The sequence below is a fragment of the Ruegeria sp. CDSC085 genome (genome assembly GCF_059610465.1).
Genome location: NZ_JBXWNR010000004.1, coordinates 216,128 through 235,975, shown reverse-complemented (window position 1 = coordinate 235,975; position 19,848 = coordinate 216,128). Strand labels below are relative to the sequence as shown.

Annotated in this window: 21 protein-coding genes; 15 read left to right on the top strand and 6 right to left on the bottom strand. The window is 58.5% G+C overall.

All coding sequences use genetic code 11. The features are described 5' to 3' along the window. The first annotated feature begins 21 nt into the window (after positions 1–21). The 4 genes from pgsA to AC2FJB_RS09105 all read left to right on the top strand — a co-directional run bounded on the left by pgsA (position 22) and on the right by AC2FJB_RS09105 (position 1,813). Complete coding sequence (pgsA, locus tag AC2FJB_RS09120) at positions 22–690, top strand: CDP-diacylglycerol--glycerol-3-phosphate 3-phosphatidyltransferase (protein WP_117872882.1); 669 nt, start codon at positions 22–24, stop codon at positions 688–690. 3 nt (positions 691–693) lie between these two features. Then, positions 694–939, top strand: a complete 246-nt coding sequence (gene moaD / locus AC2FJB_RS09115; RefSeq protein ID WP_010443581.1) for a molybdopterin converting factor subunit 1 — start codon at positions 694–696, stop codon at positions 937–939. A 3-nt stretch (positions 940–942) separates the two neighbouring features. Next, positions 943–1,386 carry a molybdenum cofactor biosynthesis protein MoaE gene (locus tag AC2FJB_RS09110; RefSeq protein ID WP_117870539.1) on the top strand — a complete coding sequence of 148 codons (444 nt, stop codon included), beginning with the start codon at positions 943–945 and terminating at the stop codon, positions 1,384–1,386. Positions 1,387–1,591: 205 nt separating this feature from the next. Next, complete coding sequence (locus AC2FJB_RS09105) at positions 1,592–1,813, top strand: hypothetical protein (protein ID WP_162896831.1); 222 nt, start codon at positions 1,592–1,594, stop codon at positions 1,811–1,813. A 21-nt stretch (positions 1,814–1,834) separates the two neighbouring features. On the opposite strand, the gene AC2FJB_RS09100 is transcribed toward AC2FJB_RS09105, so the two are convergent. From AC2FJB_RS09100 to ubiA, 3 genes are all read right to left on the bottom strand, one after another. After that, complete coding sequence (locus AC2FJB_RS09100; protein ID WP_117870533.1) at positions 1,835–2,155, bottom strand: hypothetical protein; 321 nt, start codon at positions 2,153–2,155, stop codon at positions 1,835–1,837. A gap of 1 nt (position 2,156) precedes the next feature. Then, positions 2,157–4,076: an OmpA family protein gene (locus AC2FJB_RS09095; RefSeq protein ID WP_496717894.1), complete on the bottom strand. Its 1,920-nt coding sequence runs from the start codon at positions 4,074–4,076 to the stop codon at positions 2,157–2,159. 64 nt (positions 4,077–4,140) lie between these two features. Further along, the gene (gene ubiA / locus AC2FJB_RS09090; protein ID WP_496717896.1) at positions 4,141–5,103 is read right to left on the bottom strand and encodes a 4-hydroxybenzoate octaprenyltransferase; all 963 of its coding nucleotides are present in this window, start codon (positions 5,101–5,103) and stop codon (positions 4,141–4,143) included. Positions 5,104–5,115: 12 nt separating this feature from the next. On the opposite strand from ubiA, the gene AC2FJB_RS09085 reads away from it, so the two are divergent. The 8 genes from AC2FJB_RS09085 to AC2FJB_RS09050 all read left to right on the top strand — a co-directional run bounded on the left by AC2FJB_RS09085 (position 5,116) and on the right by AC2FJB_RS09050 (position 14,123). Further along, positions 5,116–5,841, top strand: coding sequence for a 16S rRNA (uracil(1498)-N(3))-methyltransferase (locus tag AC2FJB_RS09085; RefSeq protein ID WP_496717897.1), 726 nt, complete (start codon positions 5,116–5,118; stop codon positions 5,839–5,841). Positions 5,842–5,969: 128 nt separating this feature from the next. After that, a complete protein-coding gene (locus tag AC2FJB_RS09080) occupies positions 5,970–6,689 on the top strand; it encodes a GNAT family N-acetyltransferase (protein WP_496717898.1) in 720 nt (239 codons plus the stop codon). Next, complete coding sequence (locus AC2FJB_RS09075) at positions 6,686–7,213, top strand: hypothetical protein (RefSeq protein WP_496717899.1); 528 nt, start codon at positions 6,686–6,688, stop codon at positions 7,211–7,213. The genes AC2FJB_RS09080 and AC2FJB_RS09075 overlap by 4 nt, the downstream gene beginning before the upstream one ends. 64 nt (positions 7,214–7,277) lie before the next feature. Continuing rightward, entirely contained in the window at positions 7,278–8,648 is a 1,371-nt protein-coding gene (locus tag AC2FJB_RS09070; RefSeq protein WP_496717900.1) for a glutamate--cysteine ligase, read from the top strand. Positions 8,649–8,718: 70 nt separating this feature from the next. Continuing rightward, on the top strand, positions 8,719–9,792 hold the full coding sequence (pheS, locus tag AC2FJB_RS09065) for a phenylalanine--tRNA ligase subunit alpha (RefSeq protein WP_496717901.1): 1,074 nt from the start codon (positions 8,719–8,721) through the stop codon (positions 9,790–9,792). Positions 9,793–10,324: 532 nt separating this feature from the next. Further along, positions 10,325–11,119, top strand: coding sequence for a CE1 family esterase (locus AC2FJB_RS09060; protein WP_496717902.1), 795 nt, complete (start codon positions 10,325–10,327; stop codon positions 11,117–11,119). A gap of 78 nt (positions 11,120–11,197) precedes the next feature. Then, positions 11,198–13,594, top strand: a complete 2,397-nt coding sequence (gene pheT / locus AC2FJB_RS09055) for a phenylalanine--tRNA ligase subunit beta (protein WP_496717903.1) — start codon at positions 11,198–11,200, stop codon at positions 13,592–13,594. 82 nt (positions 13,595–13,676) lie between these two features. After that, positions 13,677–14,123 carry a YtoQ family protein gene (locus AC2FJB_RS09050; protein WP_496717904.1) on the top strand — a complete coding sequence of 149 codons (447 nt, stop codon included), beginning with the start codon at positions 13,677–13,679 and terminating at the stop codon, positions 14,121–14,123. A gap of 50 nt (positions 14,124–14,173) precedes the next feature. Here the strand turns inward: AC2FJB_RS09050 and AC2FJB_RS09045 are convergent, their stop codons facing one another. Further along, positions 14,174–14,872 (bottom strand): glutathione S-transferase N-terminal domain-containing protein, encoded by a 699-nt coding sequence (locus AC2FJB_RS09045; RefSeq protein WP_117870500.1) that lies wholly within the window; start codon positions 14,870–14,872, stop codon positions 14,174–14,176. A gap of 261 nt (positions 14,873–15,133) precedes the next feature. On the opposite strand from AC2FJB_RS09045, the gene AC2FJB_RS09040 reads away from it, so the two are divergent. Next, positions 15,134–15,895: a mechanosensitive ion channel family protein gene (locus AC2FJB_RS09040; protein WP_496818201.1), complete on the top strand. Its 762-nt coding sequence runs from the start codon at positions 15,134–15,136 to the stop codon at positions 15,893–15,895. A 189-nt stretch (positions 15,896–16,084) separates the two neighbouring features. Here the strand turns inward: AC2FJB_RS09040 and ald are convergent, their stop codons facing one another. After that, positions 16,085–17,203, bottom strand: a complete 1,119-nt coding sequence (ald, locus tag AC2FJB_RS09035) for an alanine dehydrogenase (protein ID WP_117870498.1) — start codon at positions 17,201–17,203, stop codon at positions 16,085–16,087. Positions 17,204–17,337: 134 nt separating this feature from the next. Between ald and AC2FJB_RS09030 the strand changes: the two genes are divergently transcribed. Further along, entirely contained in the window at positions 17,338–17,796 is a 459-nt protein-coding gene (locus tag AC2FJB_RS09030) for an Lrp/AsnC family transcriptional regulator (RefSeq protein WP_170346285.1), read from the top strand. A 3-nt stretch (positions 17,797–17,799) separates the two neighbouring features. Here the strand turns inward: AC2FJB_RS09030 and AC2FJB_RS09025 are convergent, their stop codons facing one another. Further along, positions 17,800–18,639 (bottom strand): CPBP family intramembrane glutamic endopeptidase, encoded by an 840-nt coding sequence (locus tag AC2FJB_RS09025; RefSeq protein ID WP_496717908.1) that lies wholly within the window; start codon positions 18,637–18,639, stop codon positions 17,800–17,802. 279 nt (positions 18,640–18,918) lie between these two features. Between AC2FJB_RS09025 and ppk2 the strand changes: the two genes are divergently transcribed. Beyond that, positions 18,919–19,836, top strand: a complete 918-nt coding sequence (ppk2, locus tag AC2FJB_RS09020) for a polyphosphate kinase 2 (protein WP_371415280.1) — start codon at positions 18,919–18,921, stop codon at positions 19,834–19,836. Positions 19,837–19,848 lie beyond the last annotated feature (12 nt).

The following is a 19,848-nucleotide window of genomic DNA, read 5'->3' as shown; positions in this document are numbered from 1 at the left end:
CAGCAATATAGGGTCCAAGCCATGAAGTGGAATTTACCCAATCTCCTGACTGTGCTGCGCCTGCTGGCCGCGCCCGGACTGGCTGTTATGTTTTTGTATTTCACCCGTCCCTATGCGGACTGGTTTGCACTGATCCTGTTTCTGTCAGCGGCGATTACCGATTGGTTCGATGGGTATCTGGCCCGCGCATGGAAGCAGGAGACCAAAATCGGAGCGATGCTGGATCCGATCGCCGACAAGGCCATGGTGGTGATCGCGCTTATGATCCTTGTGGGCTATTCGACCGAGCACTGGACACCCTGGCTTGTCCTTCCTGCAACCGTGATCCTGTTTCGTGAAGTTTTTGTGTCGGGCCTGCGGGAATACCTGGGCGATGTGGCCGGCACGCTCAAAGTCACCAAACTGGCCAAATGGAAGACCACGGCCCAGATGGTCGCCATCGCGGTTCTGTTTTCGCAGGGTATCTTTGAGCACTATGCCGTGATGGCGAGTTTTGGTATGGATGCCGAGCTGGTCGAGCAAATCATTGCGGGTCAGGTCGAAGACGTGAACCACCTGCGCTTGAATGTCGATGGCATGTACTGGGCTGGTCAGGTTGGGCTGTGGCTGTTGTGGATCGCCGCAACGCTAACATTGATCACCGGCTATGATTATCTACGTAAGGCCATGCCTCATCTGAAGGAGAGCTAACCGATGGATGTTCTGTATTTCGCATGGGTGCGCGAACGCATCGGCTTGCCAAAAGAAAAGGTCGAAACGCAAGCGGCCACAGTTAGCGACCTGGTGGCTGAACTGAGCGCTCGGGAAGACCGCTACGCCGCGGCGTTTGCCGATTTGTCCGCCCTTCGCGTCGCGTTGGATCAAGAGCTGTCGGACTTCGATGCTTCGCTGGCAGGAGTTCGGGAAGTTGCGTTTTTCCCACCGATGACGGGCGGTTGAACGATGCGGATCGCGGTTCAGGAAGAGGCATTTGATCTGGGGGCAGAGGCCAATGCTTTTGCCGCCGGGGATGATTCCAACGGGGCCATCGTTACTTTCACCGGCGTTGTGCGCGACCTTGCAAGCGGTGATCTGGATGTGATGGAGATCGAGCATTATCCGGGTATGACCGAGCGCGCCCTGACCAAGATCGCCCAAGAGGCCAAGGATCGTTGGTCGTTGGGCGATGTGCTGGTGATTCATCGTCATGGACGTCTGGCACCGGGCGACAAGATCATGATGGTGGCCACGGCGGCACCGCACCGCAAGGATGCGTTTGAAGCGGCGGAGTATCTGATGGATTATCTGAAATCGCGTGCGCCGTTCTGGAAGAAAGAAATCACCCGTTCCGGCGCGGAATGGGTCGCGGCCAAAGAACAGGACGAAGACGCGTTGACCCGCTGGTAGTGCGGCGCGACCGCCGTGGTGGCTTGTGGACCCGAGCGGGTTCAATTCTCATCCAGACACTGGTTCGCGAATCTGCACCAAATCCGTGAAAAATGGATCGGTAGGATGGCGGCTTGCACTACGGATTGAGTTGCTAAGGCCTTGCGAAACAGACAATTCATTCGGACAAAGCCCGGCCCCGATCAGCGGTGCGTATGCCCGGCAGATGATCGATAAACTCTGGATCGTCCACTATGCCGTGTCGCTTGGTCGCCATTGCAGTCTGGTTTTCCGGATGGGAACCGAAGCTTTGATGCAAACGTCCTTCCGTCTGGAAGGGGCGCAATTGGCGCGTTGTAGGAATTGCGCAGGGGATGGCGTGTTCTGGCCGTCGGTTGGCCTGGAAGACCCCGAAGACCCGTTCGCAGATTTGGCACAGGTCTTGTGAGACGACCGGAAAGACGGTCGTTCAGTCGGCGTTGTTGATCCGCCCGCGCATTTCCTCGGCCTCTTGCCGCGCGGCGCGCAGGCCGTCCATGGCTGCGGCCAGTTCTGCCTCTGTCTGGGTCAGCTGATTGGTCAACTCGGCTTCGCGTTGCTGAAGGTAGGTTATGGCCTGATCGCGGGTTTCTTCCGCTTCGTGCAATTCCTGGCTCATGCGATCCAGATCAGCAACGTCGCTTTGGCGGACGCGGGACAGGCGGTGGGCCAGCCAGTTGGCAAACCAGCCCATGCAGAAGGCCGCAAACAGAATGACGGCAGTGGCGATGATGAATTCGGTTCTGTTCAACTTACTGGTCCTCTGCATCCGCATCTGGTGCGGTCGTGTCGGTCTGATCCGCCTCGGGCGGGTTAGTCTCGGCCTCGAGCGCTTCGAGACCTGTTTCGGAGGCCTCGACTGGTTCGGGGCGGATCAGCCGGAACTCGATCCGCCGGTTTTCCTCGCGGCCTTCTTCGGTGTCGTTATCCGCAATGGGCTGTGTTTCACCGTATCCCACGGCAGTGTAGCTGCTAGTGGGAATGCGCCGCCCGCGCAGCTCGTTCAGAATGGATTGAGCCCGTGCCTGGCTGAGCTGCTGGTTCATCTCTTCGCGGCCCTGGCTGTCGGTATGGCCTTGTATTTCCATACGGATCGGTCCGCAGTCGCGCAGGATATCCGCGATCTGGTTCACGGCATCGCGCGAGTCGGACGCAATCGTCGCCGATCCGGGTTCGAAAGCAATTTTGCTGAAAGTCTGAACTTCGGCGATCTGCGCTTCGCAGACTTCAGGATCGGGCAGAGCATCTTCGGGTTCTGGCGGTGGCTGATAAGTGATCGTCAGGGTGAATTCTTGCCCCTCTCCCAGCTTGTCCGACAGCTGACCCGCAATACGGGCCTTGGCATCTTCTTCATGGCTGAGGCCAGTCAGTTCGACTGTGTCCGGCGTCACGGTCAAGGCGCCGTTGTGAAGTTGTGCCAACGCCTCAAGGCCAGCGAGAACACGCACCGGCCAATCTGCCGGAAGCCCCGGCACGATGCGGGTTGCTGTATAGACCTGGTCCGAGCCAAAGGCCGCGCGGGCATAGCTGTCGACCATATCCCGCAAGGTTTCATCCCCCAGACGCCCTCGCAGTTGCACCAGCCCTTCGGGACTGCGGGTCGCCGAGAACTCTATGGGTCCGGCCTGTTCGCTGGTTTCGGGTTCTGGCAGAACAGCGTGCAGGGCAAAGACCTGAGGCAACGCTGTTTCAAGTTCGCCCACAATTCGGTCGAACATGGCTGGATCGGTGCCTTGCGCCGCAACCAAGGTAATGTCGGCATCCGACATTGTGACCGAGCCTTTGCCGATTCTGGCAAGCGCCTGAATGCTCATCTCGGCTGCTTCGGGCCAACGCGGTGAGGGCTCACCCAGACCGATGGTACAGGAATATGGCCCTGACAGTCCGGCTTCGCGCGCGGCGGTCACGATCCGGTCGCGGGCCTTTTCATCCTGTGCCGAGCAGGCATCAAATTGCCCACCTTCTTCGTTGATCAGATAACGCAGCGTAAAAGGCGTAATAACGGGCCGGGGGGCCGAAATCGCCAGCCCGATCCGCAGGCTGGGCGGTGCGGCGCGAGTCAGATCTTGTTCGAGACGTTGTTTTTCCTGTTGGCTGTCCGCAATGGCGGTGATTTTGACCAAATCCGCACTTGCGGAAATTTTGGCGCGAGGCAGGCTGGCCAAAGCCTCGATGGCATAGGATATCGCTGCATCCCAACCGTCGGGCTTGGGGTAATCTGCCGTTTCCATCAGGTCCGAGACCGCGATGTTGCGGTCGAGATTGCTCAGCCGTCTGATCAGGTCATCCCTGTCTTCACTGGCGGGGATCAAACCGATGATCGAGATACCGTGATCATTGCGCAGAATTTCTGCTGAAAAGCGTGGTGACGCCAGGGCCGAAGTCGCTTCAACCTCCATTTCATCGATTACGCGGGACGCATCGACCTCGGTTCCGGCTGCTGTCAGCGCGTTAAAGCGGGTCGCCTCATCCGGTGCAGTTCCGGTCAGGGCCACGCGCAAGCCATGGGATTCAACCTCGGCCCAGTCATGGCCTTTGAGATCAAGCGACCGGCGCACAGCGAATTCCGAAGTCTCTTCGATCTTTGTAACGGCATAGCTGGCTGCCAAAAGCGACAGCCCGGCTGACACAAGAAAGATCAGGGAAACAACGATAAAATACGGCAGACGCATATTTGGGCTCGACACTCCTCAGGCGGTTGGGCCGATCTTTACAGGCCCCGTTCAGCAGGTGCAATCAGAGCAACAGGGCAACGCAGAGGAAGATCAGCGGAATCAAGCCAGTGTCGCGGTTGACCCTGAACAATTGCAACAGCCTGGCATTGTCTTCGATGTCCAGCGCGCGGAGTTGCCACATCATGTGCCAGCCCATTGCCCAAGGCCCACAGAGCGCAACGCCCAATGCCAGCATCGAGGCATCCGGCACCCCTGCATCGACGATGGCCAGTCCCATCAGCGACACCGTCGCCACCAAAAAGTACTTCAGCCACCTCGCTGTATCGGCTCCGAACAGCCGGGCGGTTGACTTGATGCCGATCAGTTCGTCATCCTCGGCATCCTGATGCGCATAGATGGTGTCGTAGAACAGGGTCCACGCGATTCCAGACAGGTAAAGCGTCACTGCAGGCCATCCCACGGAACCGCTATGCGCCGCCCAGGCCAGAAGGGCGCCCCAGTTGAAAGCCAACCCCAGGAACACCTGAGGCCACCAGGTAAACCGTTTGGCAAACGGATAGATCGTCACTGGCAACAGGGACAGTACGCCCATGGCAATGGCCGCCTGATTGAAACTGAGGAGGATGCCCAACGCCAGAATGCATTGCAGGACCATCCACGCCGCGGCCTGCCGGACACTGACCTGACCCGAAGGGATCGGGCGCGAGCGTGTGCGTTCGACCTGCCCGTCGAATTCCCGGTCCGTAATGTCATTCCAGGTGCAACCTGCGCCCCGCATCAGAAAGGCTCCGAATGCGCATCCTATGGCGATCCACAGATCTTCCCAACGCGGCTGACCGTCGTGCAGGATGGCCAGCGCCAGCCCCCACCAGCACGGAATCAGCAACAGCCATGTCCCGATGGGCCGGTCCGCGCGGCTGAGGCGCAGGTAGGGGCGGGCAAAGGCCGGGGCACGGGTGTCAACCCAGTTGCCGGTGACGGCATCAGCGACTTGACCATCTGGTGTTGGGGCATTGCCTTGCATATGTAAGGTCTCATGAGTGCGAAGATCAGACTGTATGTAGAGCAGCCCTTGGGTCAGGGGCAATCGGTTCCTTTGACGCGCGACCAGGCACACTACCTCTTTGGTGTCATGCGCCTTGCGGTCAAAGGGCAGGTCGCCCTGTTCAACGGGCAGGACGGAGAGTGGTTGGCCGAAGTCTCGGAGGCGGGAAAACGCGGAGGAACGCTGACCTGCCTTGAGCAGACGAAACCGTTGCAGTTGCCGCCCGATCTTTGGTTCCTGTTTGCACCGATAAAAAAGGCCCGCACTGATTTCATCGTGGAAAAAGCCGCGGAAATGGGCGCGGCGCGTATCATGCCGGTGCAGACCGAGTTCACAAATTCCGAACGTATCCGGCAAGACCGCTTGCAGGCCCATGCCGTCGAGGCGGCCGAGCAATGCGGCGGAACCTTCGTGCCCGAGGTCGCCGATTTGCAGCGGTTGGATCGGCTGTTGGATGCATGGCCCGAAGATCGGCAACTGATGTTCTGCAACGAAGCCGAGGTTGGATCGGCCTTGCGATTGGCCGCCAATGAAAAAGGTTACCCGTGGGCGATTCTTATCGGCCCGGAAGGCGGGTTTTCTGACAAGGAACGCGCGCGTCTGACAGGGTTGCCATTCGCGCATGTCGTCAGTCTTGGTCCGCGTATCCTGCGGGCCGACACGGCGGCAGTCGCTGCACTGACCATGTGGCAGCAGGCGCTGGGGGATTGGGCGTAATGTGGCGCGCAGCGCTACAGAAGGATGTTCCAGAAGTTCAGCGGTTTTTGCGCCTCCACCTCCAAAGCTCGATGTTTCCTTTGGGCAATTTGGAAGATTTCGGTCTGGGTGGTTCCCATCCTCGGTGCATGTCGTTTTGGTTGCTGGGTAACCCGCTGCGCGGTGTCTTGGGTATCACCAATGAAGGAATGGTCTTTCCGCAATGCCCCAACGTGAAGCGTGCAGAGCTTTTTGCCGCCTGGGATTGGATCCAAAACCGAGCTGTCTCGGGAATCATCGGTGAAACGGCGCAGGTTAGAGACTTCGTCAAAATCGTAGGTTGGCGAGACTGGCTGACGGGTCTCAATGACGATGAACCGGCATTCTCACTTAACCTGAACAACCTTGTTGTTCCTCAAATGGAAGATGTGCGCCTTGTTCCGTTGGCCGGAGTGGATCGCAATCAAGTGATTGCCTGGCGGAAGCAATACCTTCAGGAAACGCCGGGTTTGCTTCACAAGGAACTGGACAAGCAGGCCAGAGAAGACCTGAAACGTTATCTGGAGCGCGACAGTCACAGAGCCCTTATCTACAAAGGACAGCCGGTTGCGATGACAGGCTTCAATTCGGCGCTTTCGGATGTCGTTCAGGTAGGTGGTGTATTTACCCCTCGCGAGCTGCGCGGGCGAAGTTATGCGCGCACCGCTGTCGCTTTGCATTTGAAAGAGGCGCGCGAGGCAGGTGTGAACCGAGCCGTCTTATTTGCCGCTTCAAATGCGGCCGCTCGTGCTTACATAGCGATTGGATTCATGCCGGCCGGTTCGGTCTCACTGATTCTGTTCAACGATCAAACGGAGTCCGCTCAATGAGCTTTTTTCGACCCGAGGCAAAACTGGCACTTTGGCGCTGGCGTGAAGTTTTGGTCTCGGTTTTTGTCCTGATCCTTGGCGTCAGTTGGGTCAGCGGGCCGGGTGGGTTGCTGGCCTGGGTCGGTTGGTTCCTGATCGTCGTGTCCGCGGCTTTGGCCGTGATCGGCATACAGCGCGCACGGTTCAGAACCGGCGCAGGCGGGCAGGGCGTCGTTACGGTTGATGAAGGGCAAATCACTTATCTCGGCCCTCTGGATGGCGGCATTGTTGCGACACGAGAAATCGAACGGCTTGCACTTGATCCGACCTCCAGTCCGGCGCATTGGGTTCTGGATCAGCCTGGGCAACCGACGCTTCACATTCCTGTGAACGCTGAAGGAGCCGAAGCTCTGTTCGACGTTTTCTCAAGCCTGCCGGGCTTGAAAACCGAACAAATGCTGTCTGAACTCAACGGCAGATCGCCGCATAAGGTCGTTATCTGGGAGCGTACGCCCTCGCGCCCTCCACACCTTCGGCTGCATTGACACTGGCGCAGTTTGCCCCCACGACTGGCCAAAAGACAGACACATCAGGATCGGAGCACGGTTCATGTCCATCCCTCAGTCCGGCGGCGGTCCGATCGAACGCCACGAGCAATTGGCCGAATATCTGGAGTCGGGCTGCAAGCCCAAGGCAGACTGGCGCATCGGCACCGAGCATGAGAAATTCGGCTACTGCAAGGACACGCTGAAACCGTTGCCCTTCGAGGGCACCCGTTCGATTGTGGCCGTGCTGGAAGGTCTGCGGGATCGCCATGGCTGGGCTGAAGTCCGCGAAGCAGGTCATCTGATTGGTCTGGAAAAGGACGGCGCCAATGTCAGCCTGGAGCCGGGCGGCGCGCTTGAGCTGTCGGGTGCTCCGCTTGAGACCATCCACGAAACCTGCGATGAGGTGAACACCCACCTGCGTGAGGTGAAGGACATCGCAGATGAGATCGGCGTGGGTTTCATCGGTCTCGGCGCGGCTCCGACCTGGACCCATGACGAAATGCCGTTGATGCCCAAGGGGCGTTATCGGCTGATGAACGATTACATGGAAAAGGTCGGCACCATGGGCCGCGCCATGATGCGCCGAACCTGCACCGTTCAGGTCAATATCGACTTCGGGTCCGAGGCCGACATGGTGCAGAAACTGCGCGTCGCGTTGGCCTTGCAGCCGGTGGCAACGGCGTTGTTTGCGAACTCGCCCTTTTTTGAGGGCAAGGTAAATGGCCAGAAAAGCTGGCGCAGTTACATCTGGCGGCATCTGGACGATGCCCGCACAGGAATGCTGCCCTTTGTTTTCGAAGACGGCTTCGGGTTCGAGCGTTACGTGCAATACGCGCTCGATGTGCCGATGTATTTTGTGTATCGCGACGGCCAGTACATCAATGCGCTGGGCATGTCCTTCCGTGACTTCCTGAAAGGTGAACTGCCCGCCCTGCCGGGTGAAACGCCCACGCTCAGCGATTGGGCCGACCACCTGACCACCGCCTTCCCCGAAGCTCGGATCAAGAAGTTCATGGAAATGCGCGGGGCCGATGGTGGACCGTGGCGTCGTCTGTGCGCCTTGCCTGCCTTCTGGGTTGGCCTGACTTACGACCAAACGGCATTGGACGCGGCCTGGGATCTGGTCAAAGGCTGGGACACCGAGACCCGCGAGGCGCTGCGTGTCGCGGCCGCCAAAGATGGCCTGCAAGCGAAAGTCGGTAACATCAACATGCACGATCTGGCGCGTGAGGTGGTGGCGGTCTCTGAGGCCGGCCTGAAAGCCCGCGCCTATCCCGGGGCCGGTGGACTGGTGCCGGACGAGACCCATTTCCTCAACGCGCTCAAGGACAGCATCCAAAGCGGGAAAGTGCCTGCGGATGAGTTGCTGGAACACTACAACGGCGACTGGAACGGTGATCTGACCCGGATTTTCCCTGAATACAGCTATTGACCCGACCGGTCCCGCTTGCATTCGCGGGGCTGGCCCGATAGCAGGTTGGCGACCAAATTCAGAGGGCGTCATGGACGATCTTAAGGCAAAATATCTGGGCCAAATCGCCGAGGCAGGCGACGAGAACGCGCTTGAGGCGATCCGCGTCGCCGCCGTGGGCAAAAAAGGCGAAGTCGCGCTGAAGATGCGCGAGCTGGGCAAGATGACGCCCGAAGAACGTCAGGTTGCTGGCCCCGCGCTGAATGCCCTGAAGGATGAGATCAACTCGGCGCTCTCTGCCAAGAAGGCGGCGCTGGCTGATGCCGCGCTGGATGAGCGTCTGCGCACTGAATGGCTGGATGTCACGCTGCCGACCCGGCCACGTGGCCAAGGCTCGATCCACCCGGTCAGCCAGGCGACCGAGGAACTGACCGCGATCTTTGCCGAACTGGGCTTTTCAGTGGCCGAAGGGCCGCGGATCGAAACCGACTGGCACAATTTCGACGCCCTGAATATCCCCGGCCACCACCCCGCACGGGCCGAGATGGACACGTTCTATATGCACCGCGCCGAAGGCGACGAGCGACCGCCGCATGTGCTGCGCACCCATACTTCGCCCGTCCAGATCCGATCAATGGAGCTGCAGGGCGCACCGATCCGCATCATCTGTCCGGGCGGCGTCTACCGCGCCGATTATGACCAGACCCACACGCCGATGTTCCATCAGGTCGAGGGGCTGGCTATCGACAAGGACATCTCGATGGCGAACCTGAAATGGGTTCTGGAAGAGTTCGTGAAGGCGTTTTTCGAGGTCGACGACGTCGAACTGCGCTTTCGCGCCTCGCACTTCCCCTTCACCGAGCCGTCGGCCGAGGTCGATATCCGCTGTTCGTGGGATAACGGTCAACTGAAGATCGGTGAGGGTGACGACTGGATGGAGATTTTGGGCTCGGGCATGGTCCACCCCAAGGTGATCGCCGCCGGTGGGATTGATCCTGAGGTCTATCAGGGCTTTGCCTTTGGCATCGGCATCGACCGTCTGGCGATGCTGAAATACGGCATTCCGGATTTGCGGGCCTTCTTTGACAGTGATCTGCGCTGGCTGCGTCACTATGGGTTTGCGGCGTTGGATATGCCGAACCTGCATGGTGGTTTGAGCCGCTAAGTGTTTCCGATAGGAGTATATCTGGCACGCTACTTCGATTGGTGGAGCGACCGAATAACGAGCGCTCCAGTACGGTGGATTGTTGCGTTGTTTATCGGTCCTGTATTGTTGTCTTTCGTACCCACCGTGGTACCCGCCATGCCAGCGTTTGGGGTCGTCTTAGGGATACTAGGCTTTGCACTTGTTATTTTTGTCTACCCTGGCCTGTTGGTGGGATACATCCGGTATGGAATCCAGTTTCTACAAGAGCGTGAAGAACTAGAGCAGATCAAAAAAGTACAGGTCGTAATTAAGCAGAAGAAGGCGCGGAGCAAAGGCCGATAGGCCGCCGCGCCATCGCCAGACCGCCCGCACGGGCTGGCGATTTGTCTCCGCAAGCGCACCGTTTGAATGATGCACAGGCTTGGCCAAGATAAACTGCCCACTACAACCCGTTGATCGCCATCCCGCGGTCTGGCGACAGCGCGGCTTGTCACAATCTCCCACGCGGTTGTGACGTGACAGCGGGCGCAGGCTCGCTAGGGTTCGACGGATGATGTATCGACTGCTCTGCCTCTTCCTGCTGACCGCCACCCAAGCCATCGCAATCGAATCCTGTCACGGCGATACCGCCTGTCAGGTCGGCGACCGCTCGTATCATGTGCTGGAGCCGGACGGGTGGGATGGCGAAACGCCTCTGCCGGTGTTGCTGCATTTCCACGGCTGGGCGCGGCAGGGAACGGTTGTGGTGAACCATGAGCGTATCGCCGGAGCCACAAAGCTGCGCGGTGTGCTGCTGGTGGCCCCGAACGGGTTAGGCAAAAGCTGGGATTTCTGGACTTCGGATACCGGAGACGTCCCCTTTGCCGACGCGGTGCTGGAAGACGTCGCCAAGCGCTATCCGATTGACCCCGAACGCATCTATGTTTCGGGCTATTCCTATGGCGGTGCGATGGCGTGGCGCTATGTCTGCCAGTCGGGCAATGACATCTCCGCCTTGCTGGCCGTTGCGGGCAGCATCCGCCAGACCGAAGATTGCCCCGAAGCCCCGCGCGAGGTGCGCCACGTGCATGGGCTGGACGATACGGTGATGGGTTTTCCCTTTGGACCGGGCGGCGATACCACCTATCCGGTGGCGCTGTGGAAAGCGAAGTTTGACTGCAACGGCGCAACCCCGCGCGGGGACTGGAGCGTGAGACCGTTCCTGACGCTCAGCCGCGTGGAATGGACCGATTGTGCGCAGGGGCAGGTGGTGCTGGACACCCATCCGGGCGGGCATTTCATCCCGCATGGCTGGATCGGGCGGCAATTGGACGAGCTTTTGGGCCGCACCCCCACCTATCCGTGACCCGCAGCGCTTGCACCTTGGCGCATTCTTTGTCATTGCCTTTGCCAAACGGATATCTGCCAAAAAAGGCCCCGAGCAATGAAATTCACTCTGTCCTGGCTGAAAGACCACCTCGACACCGATGCGTCGGTTGATGAGATCACTGAGGCGCTGACCGACCTTGGCCTTGAGGTCGAAGAGGTTATCAACCCGGCTGACAAGCTCAAGGACTTTACGCTGGGCTATGTGAAACACGCGGAAAAGCACCCCGACGCCGACAAGCTGCGCGTCTGCAAGGTGGACACGAATGAAGGCGAATTGCAGATCATCTGCGGCGCGCCCAACGCCCGCGAAGGGATCACTGTCGTCGTCTGCAAACCGGGCATGTATATCCCCGGGCTGGACCTGACGATCAGCGTCGGCAAGATCCGCGGCGTCGAAAGCTTTGGCATGATGGCGTCCGAGCGTGAGCTGGAATTGTCGGACGAACATGACGGCATCATCGAATTGCCCTCGGGCGAGGTCGGTGACAGGTTCGTTGATTGGCTTGCCGAGAATGAGCCCTCGAAAGTCGATCCTGTGATCGAAATCGCGATCACTCCGAACCGGCCGGATGCGCTGGGCGTGGAAGGCATCGCGCGTGATCTGGCGGCGCGTGGGATCGGCACTCTGAAACAGCGCGACTACGTGCCGGTGCCAGGCGATTTCGAAAGCCCGATCAAAGTATCGATTGATGAGGATACGCTGGATGGTTGCCCGCATTTCACGGGCCGCCTTATCAAGGGTGTCAAGAACGGCCCCAGCCCACAGTGGTTGCAGGATCAGTTGAAGGCGATCGGGCTACGTCCGATTTCGGCGCTGGTGGATATCACCAACTACATGACCTTTGACCATAACCGCCCGCTGCATGTGTTTGACGCGGACAAGGTGCAGGGCAACCTTCGTGTTCATCGCGCAAAAGGCGGTGAAACCCTGGTGGCGCTGGACGAGAAGGAATACACCCTACAGCCCGGCATGATGGTTATTTCCGGTGATAAAGGGCCGGAATCCATCGCAGGCATCATGGGCGGTCAGGAAACCGGCTGCACCGAGGATACTGTGAATGTGTTCCTGGAAAGCGCGTTTTGGGATCATGTGCAGATCGCGCTGACGGGTCGGGCGCTGAAGATCAATTCGGACGCGCGGTATCGGTTCGAACGCGGCGTGGACCCTGAATACACTCTGGAAGGTCTTGAGCACGCAACCCAGTTGATTCTGGACATCTGCGGCGGTGAAGCGTCCAAAGTGGTCGAGGCGGGTAAAGCGCCGAACCACGCACGTGCGTACAAGCTGGATGCTGAACGGGTGCAGTCTCTGGTCGGGATGGACATTCCCGAAAGCGAACAGCGTCAGACGCTGACCCGCCTCGGGTTCCGTCTGGAGGGCGAGATGGCCCACGTGCCAAGCTGGCGCCCCGATATCATGGGTGAGGCCGATCTGGTGGAAGAGGTCGCACGGATCGCCTCGTTGACCAAGTTGCAGGGCAAACCCTTGCCGCGTGTCACCGATGGTATTCCCAAGCCGGTGATGACACCGGCTCAGCGTCGCCAGTCCATGGCGCGCCGCACCTGCGCCGCGCTGGGTTACAACGAATGCGTCAGCTATACGTTCATCGATCAGGCTTCGGCCGCTTTGTTCGGTGGCGGTGACGATGCGACCATGCTGGAAAACCCGATCTCGTCCGAGATGAGCCACATGCGCCCCGATCTGCTGCCCGGATTGTTGCAGGCCGCGGCCCGCAATCAGGCACGCGGATACGCCGACGTCGCCCTGTTCGAAGTTGGCCCTGTATTCCATGATGGCGAACCCGGCGACCAGAAAACCCAGATCGCCGGCCTGCTGGTTGGCCGCAACGGCCCCAAGGATGTGCACGGGGCATCGCGCCCGGTGGATGTCTTTGATGCCAAGGCGGATGCCGAGGCCGTTCTTGCGGCGATCGGAGCACCGGCCAAGGTGCAGATTCTGCGCGACGGCGATGCCTGGTGGCACCCGGGTCGCCACGGCAAGATCTGTCTGGGGCCGAAAAAGGTACTGGGTGTCTTTGGTGAGTTGCACCCGCGCGTGTTGCAGGCGATGGATATCAAGGGCCCGGCATTGGCCTTTACGATTTGGCCGGACGAGGTTCCCTTGCCCCGTAAGTCCGGTGCCACACGTGCCGCATTGGAATTGCGTGATTTGCAAGCGGTCGAACGGGACTTTGCCTTTGTCGTGGATGAAAGCGTCGAGGCGCTGACCTTGGTAAACGCGGCAGCAGGTGCCGATAAGGCACTGATCGAAGATGTACGTGTCTTTGACGAATTCATCGGCGGCAGCCTGGGTGAAGGCAAAAAATCTCTGGCCATCACAGTACGCTTGCAGCCGACGGACCAGACGCTGAAGGAAAAGGACATCGAAGCGGTGGCCGAAAAGGTTATCGCCAAGATTACCAAGGCAACCGGCGGCGTTCTGCGCGGTTGATGCTGAGCAGCTTTCGGCGGACGCACAACTGAAATAGTGAAAGGGCTGGCGGCGCTCTTTCTGTTTTTGCGGAGGACTAAAGATGCTGAACGTATACCTCTCTGGTGAAATACACACCGACTGGCGCGAACAGATCATCGACGGCGCACAGGGGTTGGATATCACCTTCAACGGCCCGGTGACTGATCACGAGGCCAGCGACGATTGTGGCGTTGCCATTCTGGGGGAAGAGCCGAACAAATACTGGCATGATCACAAGGGTGCGATGGTCAATGCGATCCGGACCCGAAAGGGCATTTCGGATGCCGATGTGGTGGTTGTGCGGTTTAGCGACAAGTACAAACAGTGGAACGCCGCTTTTGATGCGGGTTATGCAGCAGCGCTGGGTAAGTCCATCATCGTGCTGCATGGTCCCGAGCATCAGCACGCGTTGAAAGAAGTTGATGCAGCCGCGCTGGCGGTGGCGGAAAAGCCCGCGCAGGTGGTCGAAATCCTGCGCTATGTGCTGACGGGGGCACTGCCGGGCTGAGCTTTGCGAAGAGGGTGCCAGCTTTGGCACCCTTCCTATTGCGAAACCGTTTAAGCGCGTGCGGGTATGGCCTTGCCGCGCTGCACAGCCGGACGCTGCATGAAACGGTCAACATAGGCGACGACATTGGCGTAGTCGTCCCAGCCAACAACCTCTTTCGCGCCGTAGAAGTCCAAAGCATTCAGCCAGGGGGCAAGAGCGATATCGGCGATGGAGTAATCGCCTGCAATCCAGTCCTGCCCGTCCAGTTGCATGTTGACCACGTTCAGCAGGCGCTTGGCCTCGTTGATATAGCGTTCGCGCGGTCGGGGGTCTTCGATTTCGCTGCCAGCGAATTTGTAGAAAAAGCCAAGCTGACCAAACATTGGCCCCACGCCCCCCATCTGGAACATCAGCCATTGCGTAATGCGATACTTGTCTGCTGCGCTTTGCCCCAGGAACTTGCCTGATTTCTCGGCCAGATACAGCAGGATCGCGCCGCTTTCGAACAGGGCAAGCGGTTCACCGTCCGGACCGTTGGGATCGAGGATGGCGGGGATCTTGTTATTCGGGTTCAGCGACAGAAACTCGGGGCTTTTGACATCCGCATCCGACAGCGTCACCAGATGAGCCTCATAGGGCAGGCCAGTTTCCTCCAGCATGATCGACGCCTTTACGCCGTTTGGAGTCGGATAGGAATACAATTGGATCTTGTCCGGGGATTGCGCGGGCCAGCGGGCCGTTATCGGATGTGGTTTGTTGTCCAGCATTGGGGGGCTCCTGTTTGGCTGTTCCGTCAAAACTAGGGACCAAGGCGCATTTATTTAAGCCCTGTGCGATGTGCATTTCCGGTCAGGCCGTGTTTTCTGGCGAACAGAGGGGAATTCCAGTGAAACTGGCACCTAGACCGGATGGCAAATTTGGCTCACAATCTGGTGACCCCCGCGAAAACCTCGCGGGTTTCTTGCTGTTGAAAGGAGATGGGCGTGGATGAGGTAGTAACACAGGTGGGAGCATATGCCCCGCTGATCATGAGTGCCGTCAAGGCGCTTGTCGTTCTGATCTTGGGCTGGATTGTGGCTGGCGCAATCGGGGGTATGGTTCGCCGCCGGATCAATTCGACGCCGCATATTGATCCGACACTGGGGAACTTTTCGGCAAGCTTGGTCAAATGGGCCATTCTCGCCATGGTTCTGGTTGCTGTTCTGGGTATCTTCGGAATTGAAGCCACCAGCATCGTCGCCATTCTGGGTGCCGCATCGCTGGCCATCGGTCTGGCCCTTCAAGGCACGCTCAGCGATCTGGCGGCCGGTGTGATGCTGGTTGTCTTCCGGCCCTACAAGCTGGGTCAATTTGTTGATATCGGGGGCACGTCGGGCACCGTAAAGGACCTGAACCTGTTCACCACCGAGCTGGTGACGCCTGATAACGTGCAGATCATCGTTCCGAACGGTCAGGCATGGGGCTCGATCATCACGAACTACTCTGCCCATGACACGCGCCGTGTCGATCTGGTGTTCGGGATTGATTACGGCGACAGCGCGGACAAAGCCATGCAGATCATTCTGGATGTGGCGAAAGCGGACAGCCGCATTCACAGCGACCCGGAAGCATGGGTTCGGGTTACGAACCTGGGTGACAGCTCGGTGGATCTGACGGCACGGCTGTGGTGCTCGGCACCAGACTATTGGGATGTCAAATTCGAGCTGACGAAAACGATCAAGGAAGCCTTTGACGACAAGGGTATTTCGATCCCTTATCCCCATTCTGTGGAGATCCAGAAACAGGGGTGACGGCTCCCGCCCGTCGATCGGGCATTCGAAGATGCCCTCCTCCGTTGGGTCCGGCACCGCGCCCTTGCGCGGTGCCCTTATCTTTGTTCAAACCGTCGCGTTTGATACTGACCGCGCCACGCCGAGGGCGTGGCGCTATGCCCAACGCTGTAAATCGTTTCTCAAAAGCGATTTCAGGGGCGGGAGTGTTTACGACTTGACGATCACGTTAGGTGAAACAACGTCGATACCAAGGGCCTTGCCGACCGCATAGTAAGTCAGCTTGCCTGCGTGAACGTTCAGGCCTTCCAGCAGATGCGGATCGTCCTGACACGCCTGTTTCCAGCCTTTATCCGCCAGAGACAGCATGAACGGCATCGTGGCGTTGCCCAGGGCGATGGTCGAGGTGCGCGCCACTGCGCCCGGCATGTTGGCAACGCAGTAATGCATGATGCCATCGACATCATAGATCGGATCGGCATGGGTGGTGGCTTTTGAAGTCTCGAAGCACCCGCCCTGGTCGATGGCAACATCGACAAGTACGGCACCGGGTTTCATCGTCGACAGCTGTTCGCGCGAGACAAGTTTCGGAGCTGCAGCACCGGGGATCAGAACGGCACCGATGACCATATCGGCATCCTGGATCAGCTCGGCCGTGGCGCCCGCCGTCGAATACTGGTTCTTGAAGGTTCCGCCAAAGACGTCATCCAGATAGCGCAGCCGCGGCAAGGAGCGATCCAGAACGGTGACATCCGCGCCCATTCCGGCAGCGATCTTTGCCGCATGGGTTCCTACGACGCCGCCGCCGATCACGACCACTTTGGCAGGGCCGACACCGGGTACGCCACCCATCAGAACGCCGCGCCCGCCATTGGCCTTTTGCAGTGTCCACGACCCGACCTGAGGGGCCAGGCGACCGGCGACTTCGGACATCGGTGCCAGCAGAGGCAGGCCGCCGTTCGCGTCGGTTACGGTCTCATAGGCGATGGCAGTACAACCTGATTCCAGCAGGTCATGCGTCTGATCCGGGTCCGGAGCCAGGTGCAGATAGGTGAACAGCAGCTGTCCTTCGCGCAGCATCTTGCGTTCCACAGCCTGGGGTTCCTTGACCTTCACGATCATGTCGGCGGTGGCAAATACTTCTTCCGCAGTGTCGATGATATGCGCGCCCGCCGCGACATAGGCGTCATTGTCGAAACCTGCGCCGATGCCTGCACCGGATTCGATAAGGACTTCGTGACCACGTGCAACAGCTTCCTGAGCAGCATTGGGCGTCATCCCGACGCGGAATTCCTGGGGTTTGATTTCCTTGGGGCAACCGATCTTCATGGGGGTCTCCGTTCATAAACTGCCTAAATTATGTGCATTTTCAGTGCAATTTCTGTGAAAGAAAACGTGTCAATACGTTTTTCTTTGGAAGAATTTCGCGTAGTTTACAAAAATCATGCAAAGGAATTGCAGCAATGAGCTTGGATGCGACTGATCGAAAGATTCTGGCGGCACTTCAGAAAAATGGTCGGATGTCGAATTCGGAATTGTCTGAACAGGTCAACCTGTCTCCGTCCGCTTGCCACCGGCGCGTGCAAAGGCTTGAGGTTGAAGGGTATATCCGCAACTACGTGGCTTTGCTGGATGCCCGGAAGATGAACGTGCCGACAACCGTCTTTGTCGAGATCACGCTGCAAGGTCAGGCCGAAGAGGTTCTGGATGCGTTTGAAAAGGCGGTGGCCCGGATACCGGATGTGTTGGAATGCCATCTGATGGCCGGTACGGCGGATTACATTTTGAAAGTCGTGGCGGAGAACACCGAAGATTTCGCACGCATTCATCGACAATACTTGTCGCGCCTGCCAGGGGTGGCCCAAATGCAAAGTTCGTTTGCTCTGCGTACCGTGTTCAAGACCACTGCCTTACCGGTCTGATTTTCATAAGGGGCCAGGATAGGTGAACAGAAACAGGTGCGTCAGGTTGAACCCAAAATGCATCGCAACGGGAACCCAGAGGCGCTTGGTTGCATAGTATCCCAATCCGCAGGCCAGCCCGAGAATAGAAGCAAAAGCCACGAGCGCCGGACCTCCGGCGAAATGGGCCAGCCCGAACAGCAGGCTGGCAGCGATCACGCTCCAAGCGTCCCCAAGACGTGCGGCGAAAGCCGATTGCAGATAGCCACGAAAAAAGGCTTCTTCCGTCAGGCAGGTCAGAAACGCGTTGGACAAGGCAAATACCAGCCACCAAGGGGGGACTGTAAACTCCGGCTGCACCGAGCCGAGGGAAAAACCGATGAGAAACAGGCCAGGAAGGATCAGTAACCCTACCAGCAAAGCTGTGGGTTTGATCTGCGTTTTTCCGCGCTGCATCCGGGGCCAGGCCAGAAGAATGGCAAAGAAGACCATCGGTTTGTCCAGGTTCAGATGCATGGTGAAACTGGCGCTTCCCGCACCCGCCTGCACCTGATCCAGAATTTTCAAATTGTTGAATCCTGGCAGCAGATGTGCACCCATGACCAGGCACCACAGGATCAATAACAGGTGCCCGGCGATAGCAGGCCAACCTTTCAGATGGGGTAGCAAAGCAGCTCCGACCAAACCAAAGACCACCGCAGCGATCGCCGTGGGTGACATCAATCCTATTGCCGAGGCAATGCTGATGAACAAAACCAGCAGAGAAAAGGCGATGCCAGTTCGCCGGGCCAGTGCCGCCAATTGCGCCGAGATCAGGACCAGCCATGGCCAGATGGAGGGCATCAGGGAAAGAAGGAATGTCACAATGGTCTCATCTGTTTTACGCGCCCCGTCATGCCGCACAAAAACAAGGCAATGCAAGCAGCCGTGGTGAAGTGCAGTGCGTTGCGTCAATTCAAACGCTTGTATCCTGCGGGTCAGACGTACAAATTCAGGGAAAAGACCGTATACCGCGCTGGACCTGATTTGCAGGTGTGACTACAGCCGCAGGACCCGTGACCCTCGTATCAATTTATCTGATGACATCAGGTGGTTATACGGGCCCGATATGGTCCGAACCCGAAGACCGAGAAGGAGCTGACCTTGGACAACGAAAACACTGGCGCCCCTAAAGACTGGCTGGAAGCCGAGCTGGAGGACACGCTCGATGAAGACTTCGAGATAGAATTCAGTGAGCCGATGCTGTCGATGGAAGTCCGGAAAATCTATCGGGAACAGCATCCGGACATGTTGGATCGCAAGGTTTACTTCCGCAACCTGCTGCGCCTGCAGGCCGAACTGATCAAGGTTCAGGACTGGGTGCAGCATACCGGGGCCAAGGTCTGTATCCTGTTTGAAGGCCGTGACAGTGCCGGCAAGGGCGGGGTGATCAAGCGGATCACCCAGCGTCTGAACCCGCGCGTGGCCCGCGTGGTCGCGTTGCCGGCACCCAGCCGCCGTGAGCAAAGCCAGTGGTATTTCCAGCGCTATGTACCGCATCTGCCGGCGGCGGGTGAAATCGTTCTATTCGACCGCTCGTGGTACAACCGGGCGGGGGTCGAGCGGGTAATGGGTTTTGCGTCCGAGGACCAGGTTGAACAGTTCTTTCAGGACGTTCCCGAATTCGAACGAATGCTGGTGCGGTCAGGGGTCATTCTGCTGAAATACTGGTTCTCGATCACGGATGAGGAACAGCAGTTGCGGTTCCTCATGCGTATTCATGATCCGATGAAACAGTGGAAGCTGTCGCCGATGGATCTGGAATCCCGCATCCGCTGGGAGTCCTACACAAAGGCAAAAGAGGACATGCTTTTCCGAACCAACATCCCCGAGGCCCCTTGGTACATTGTCGAAGGCAATGACAAAAAGCGTGAACGGCTGAACTGTATCGAGCATCTATTGACAAGAATCCCGTACGAGGACGTGCCTCAGGAAAAGGTCAATCTGCCCGACCGCAAGTACAACCCGGAATACGAGCGCCGCGTTTTGCCGGATGAGCTTTACGTACCAAAGATCTATTGAAGCAAAATCAGG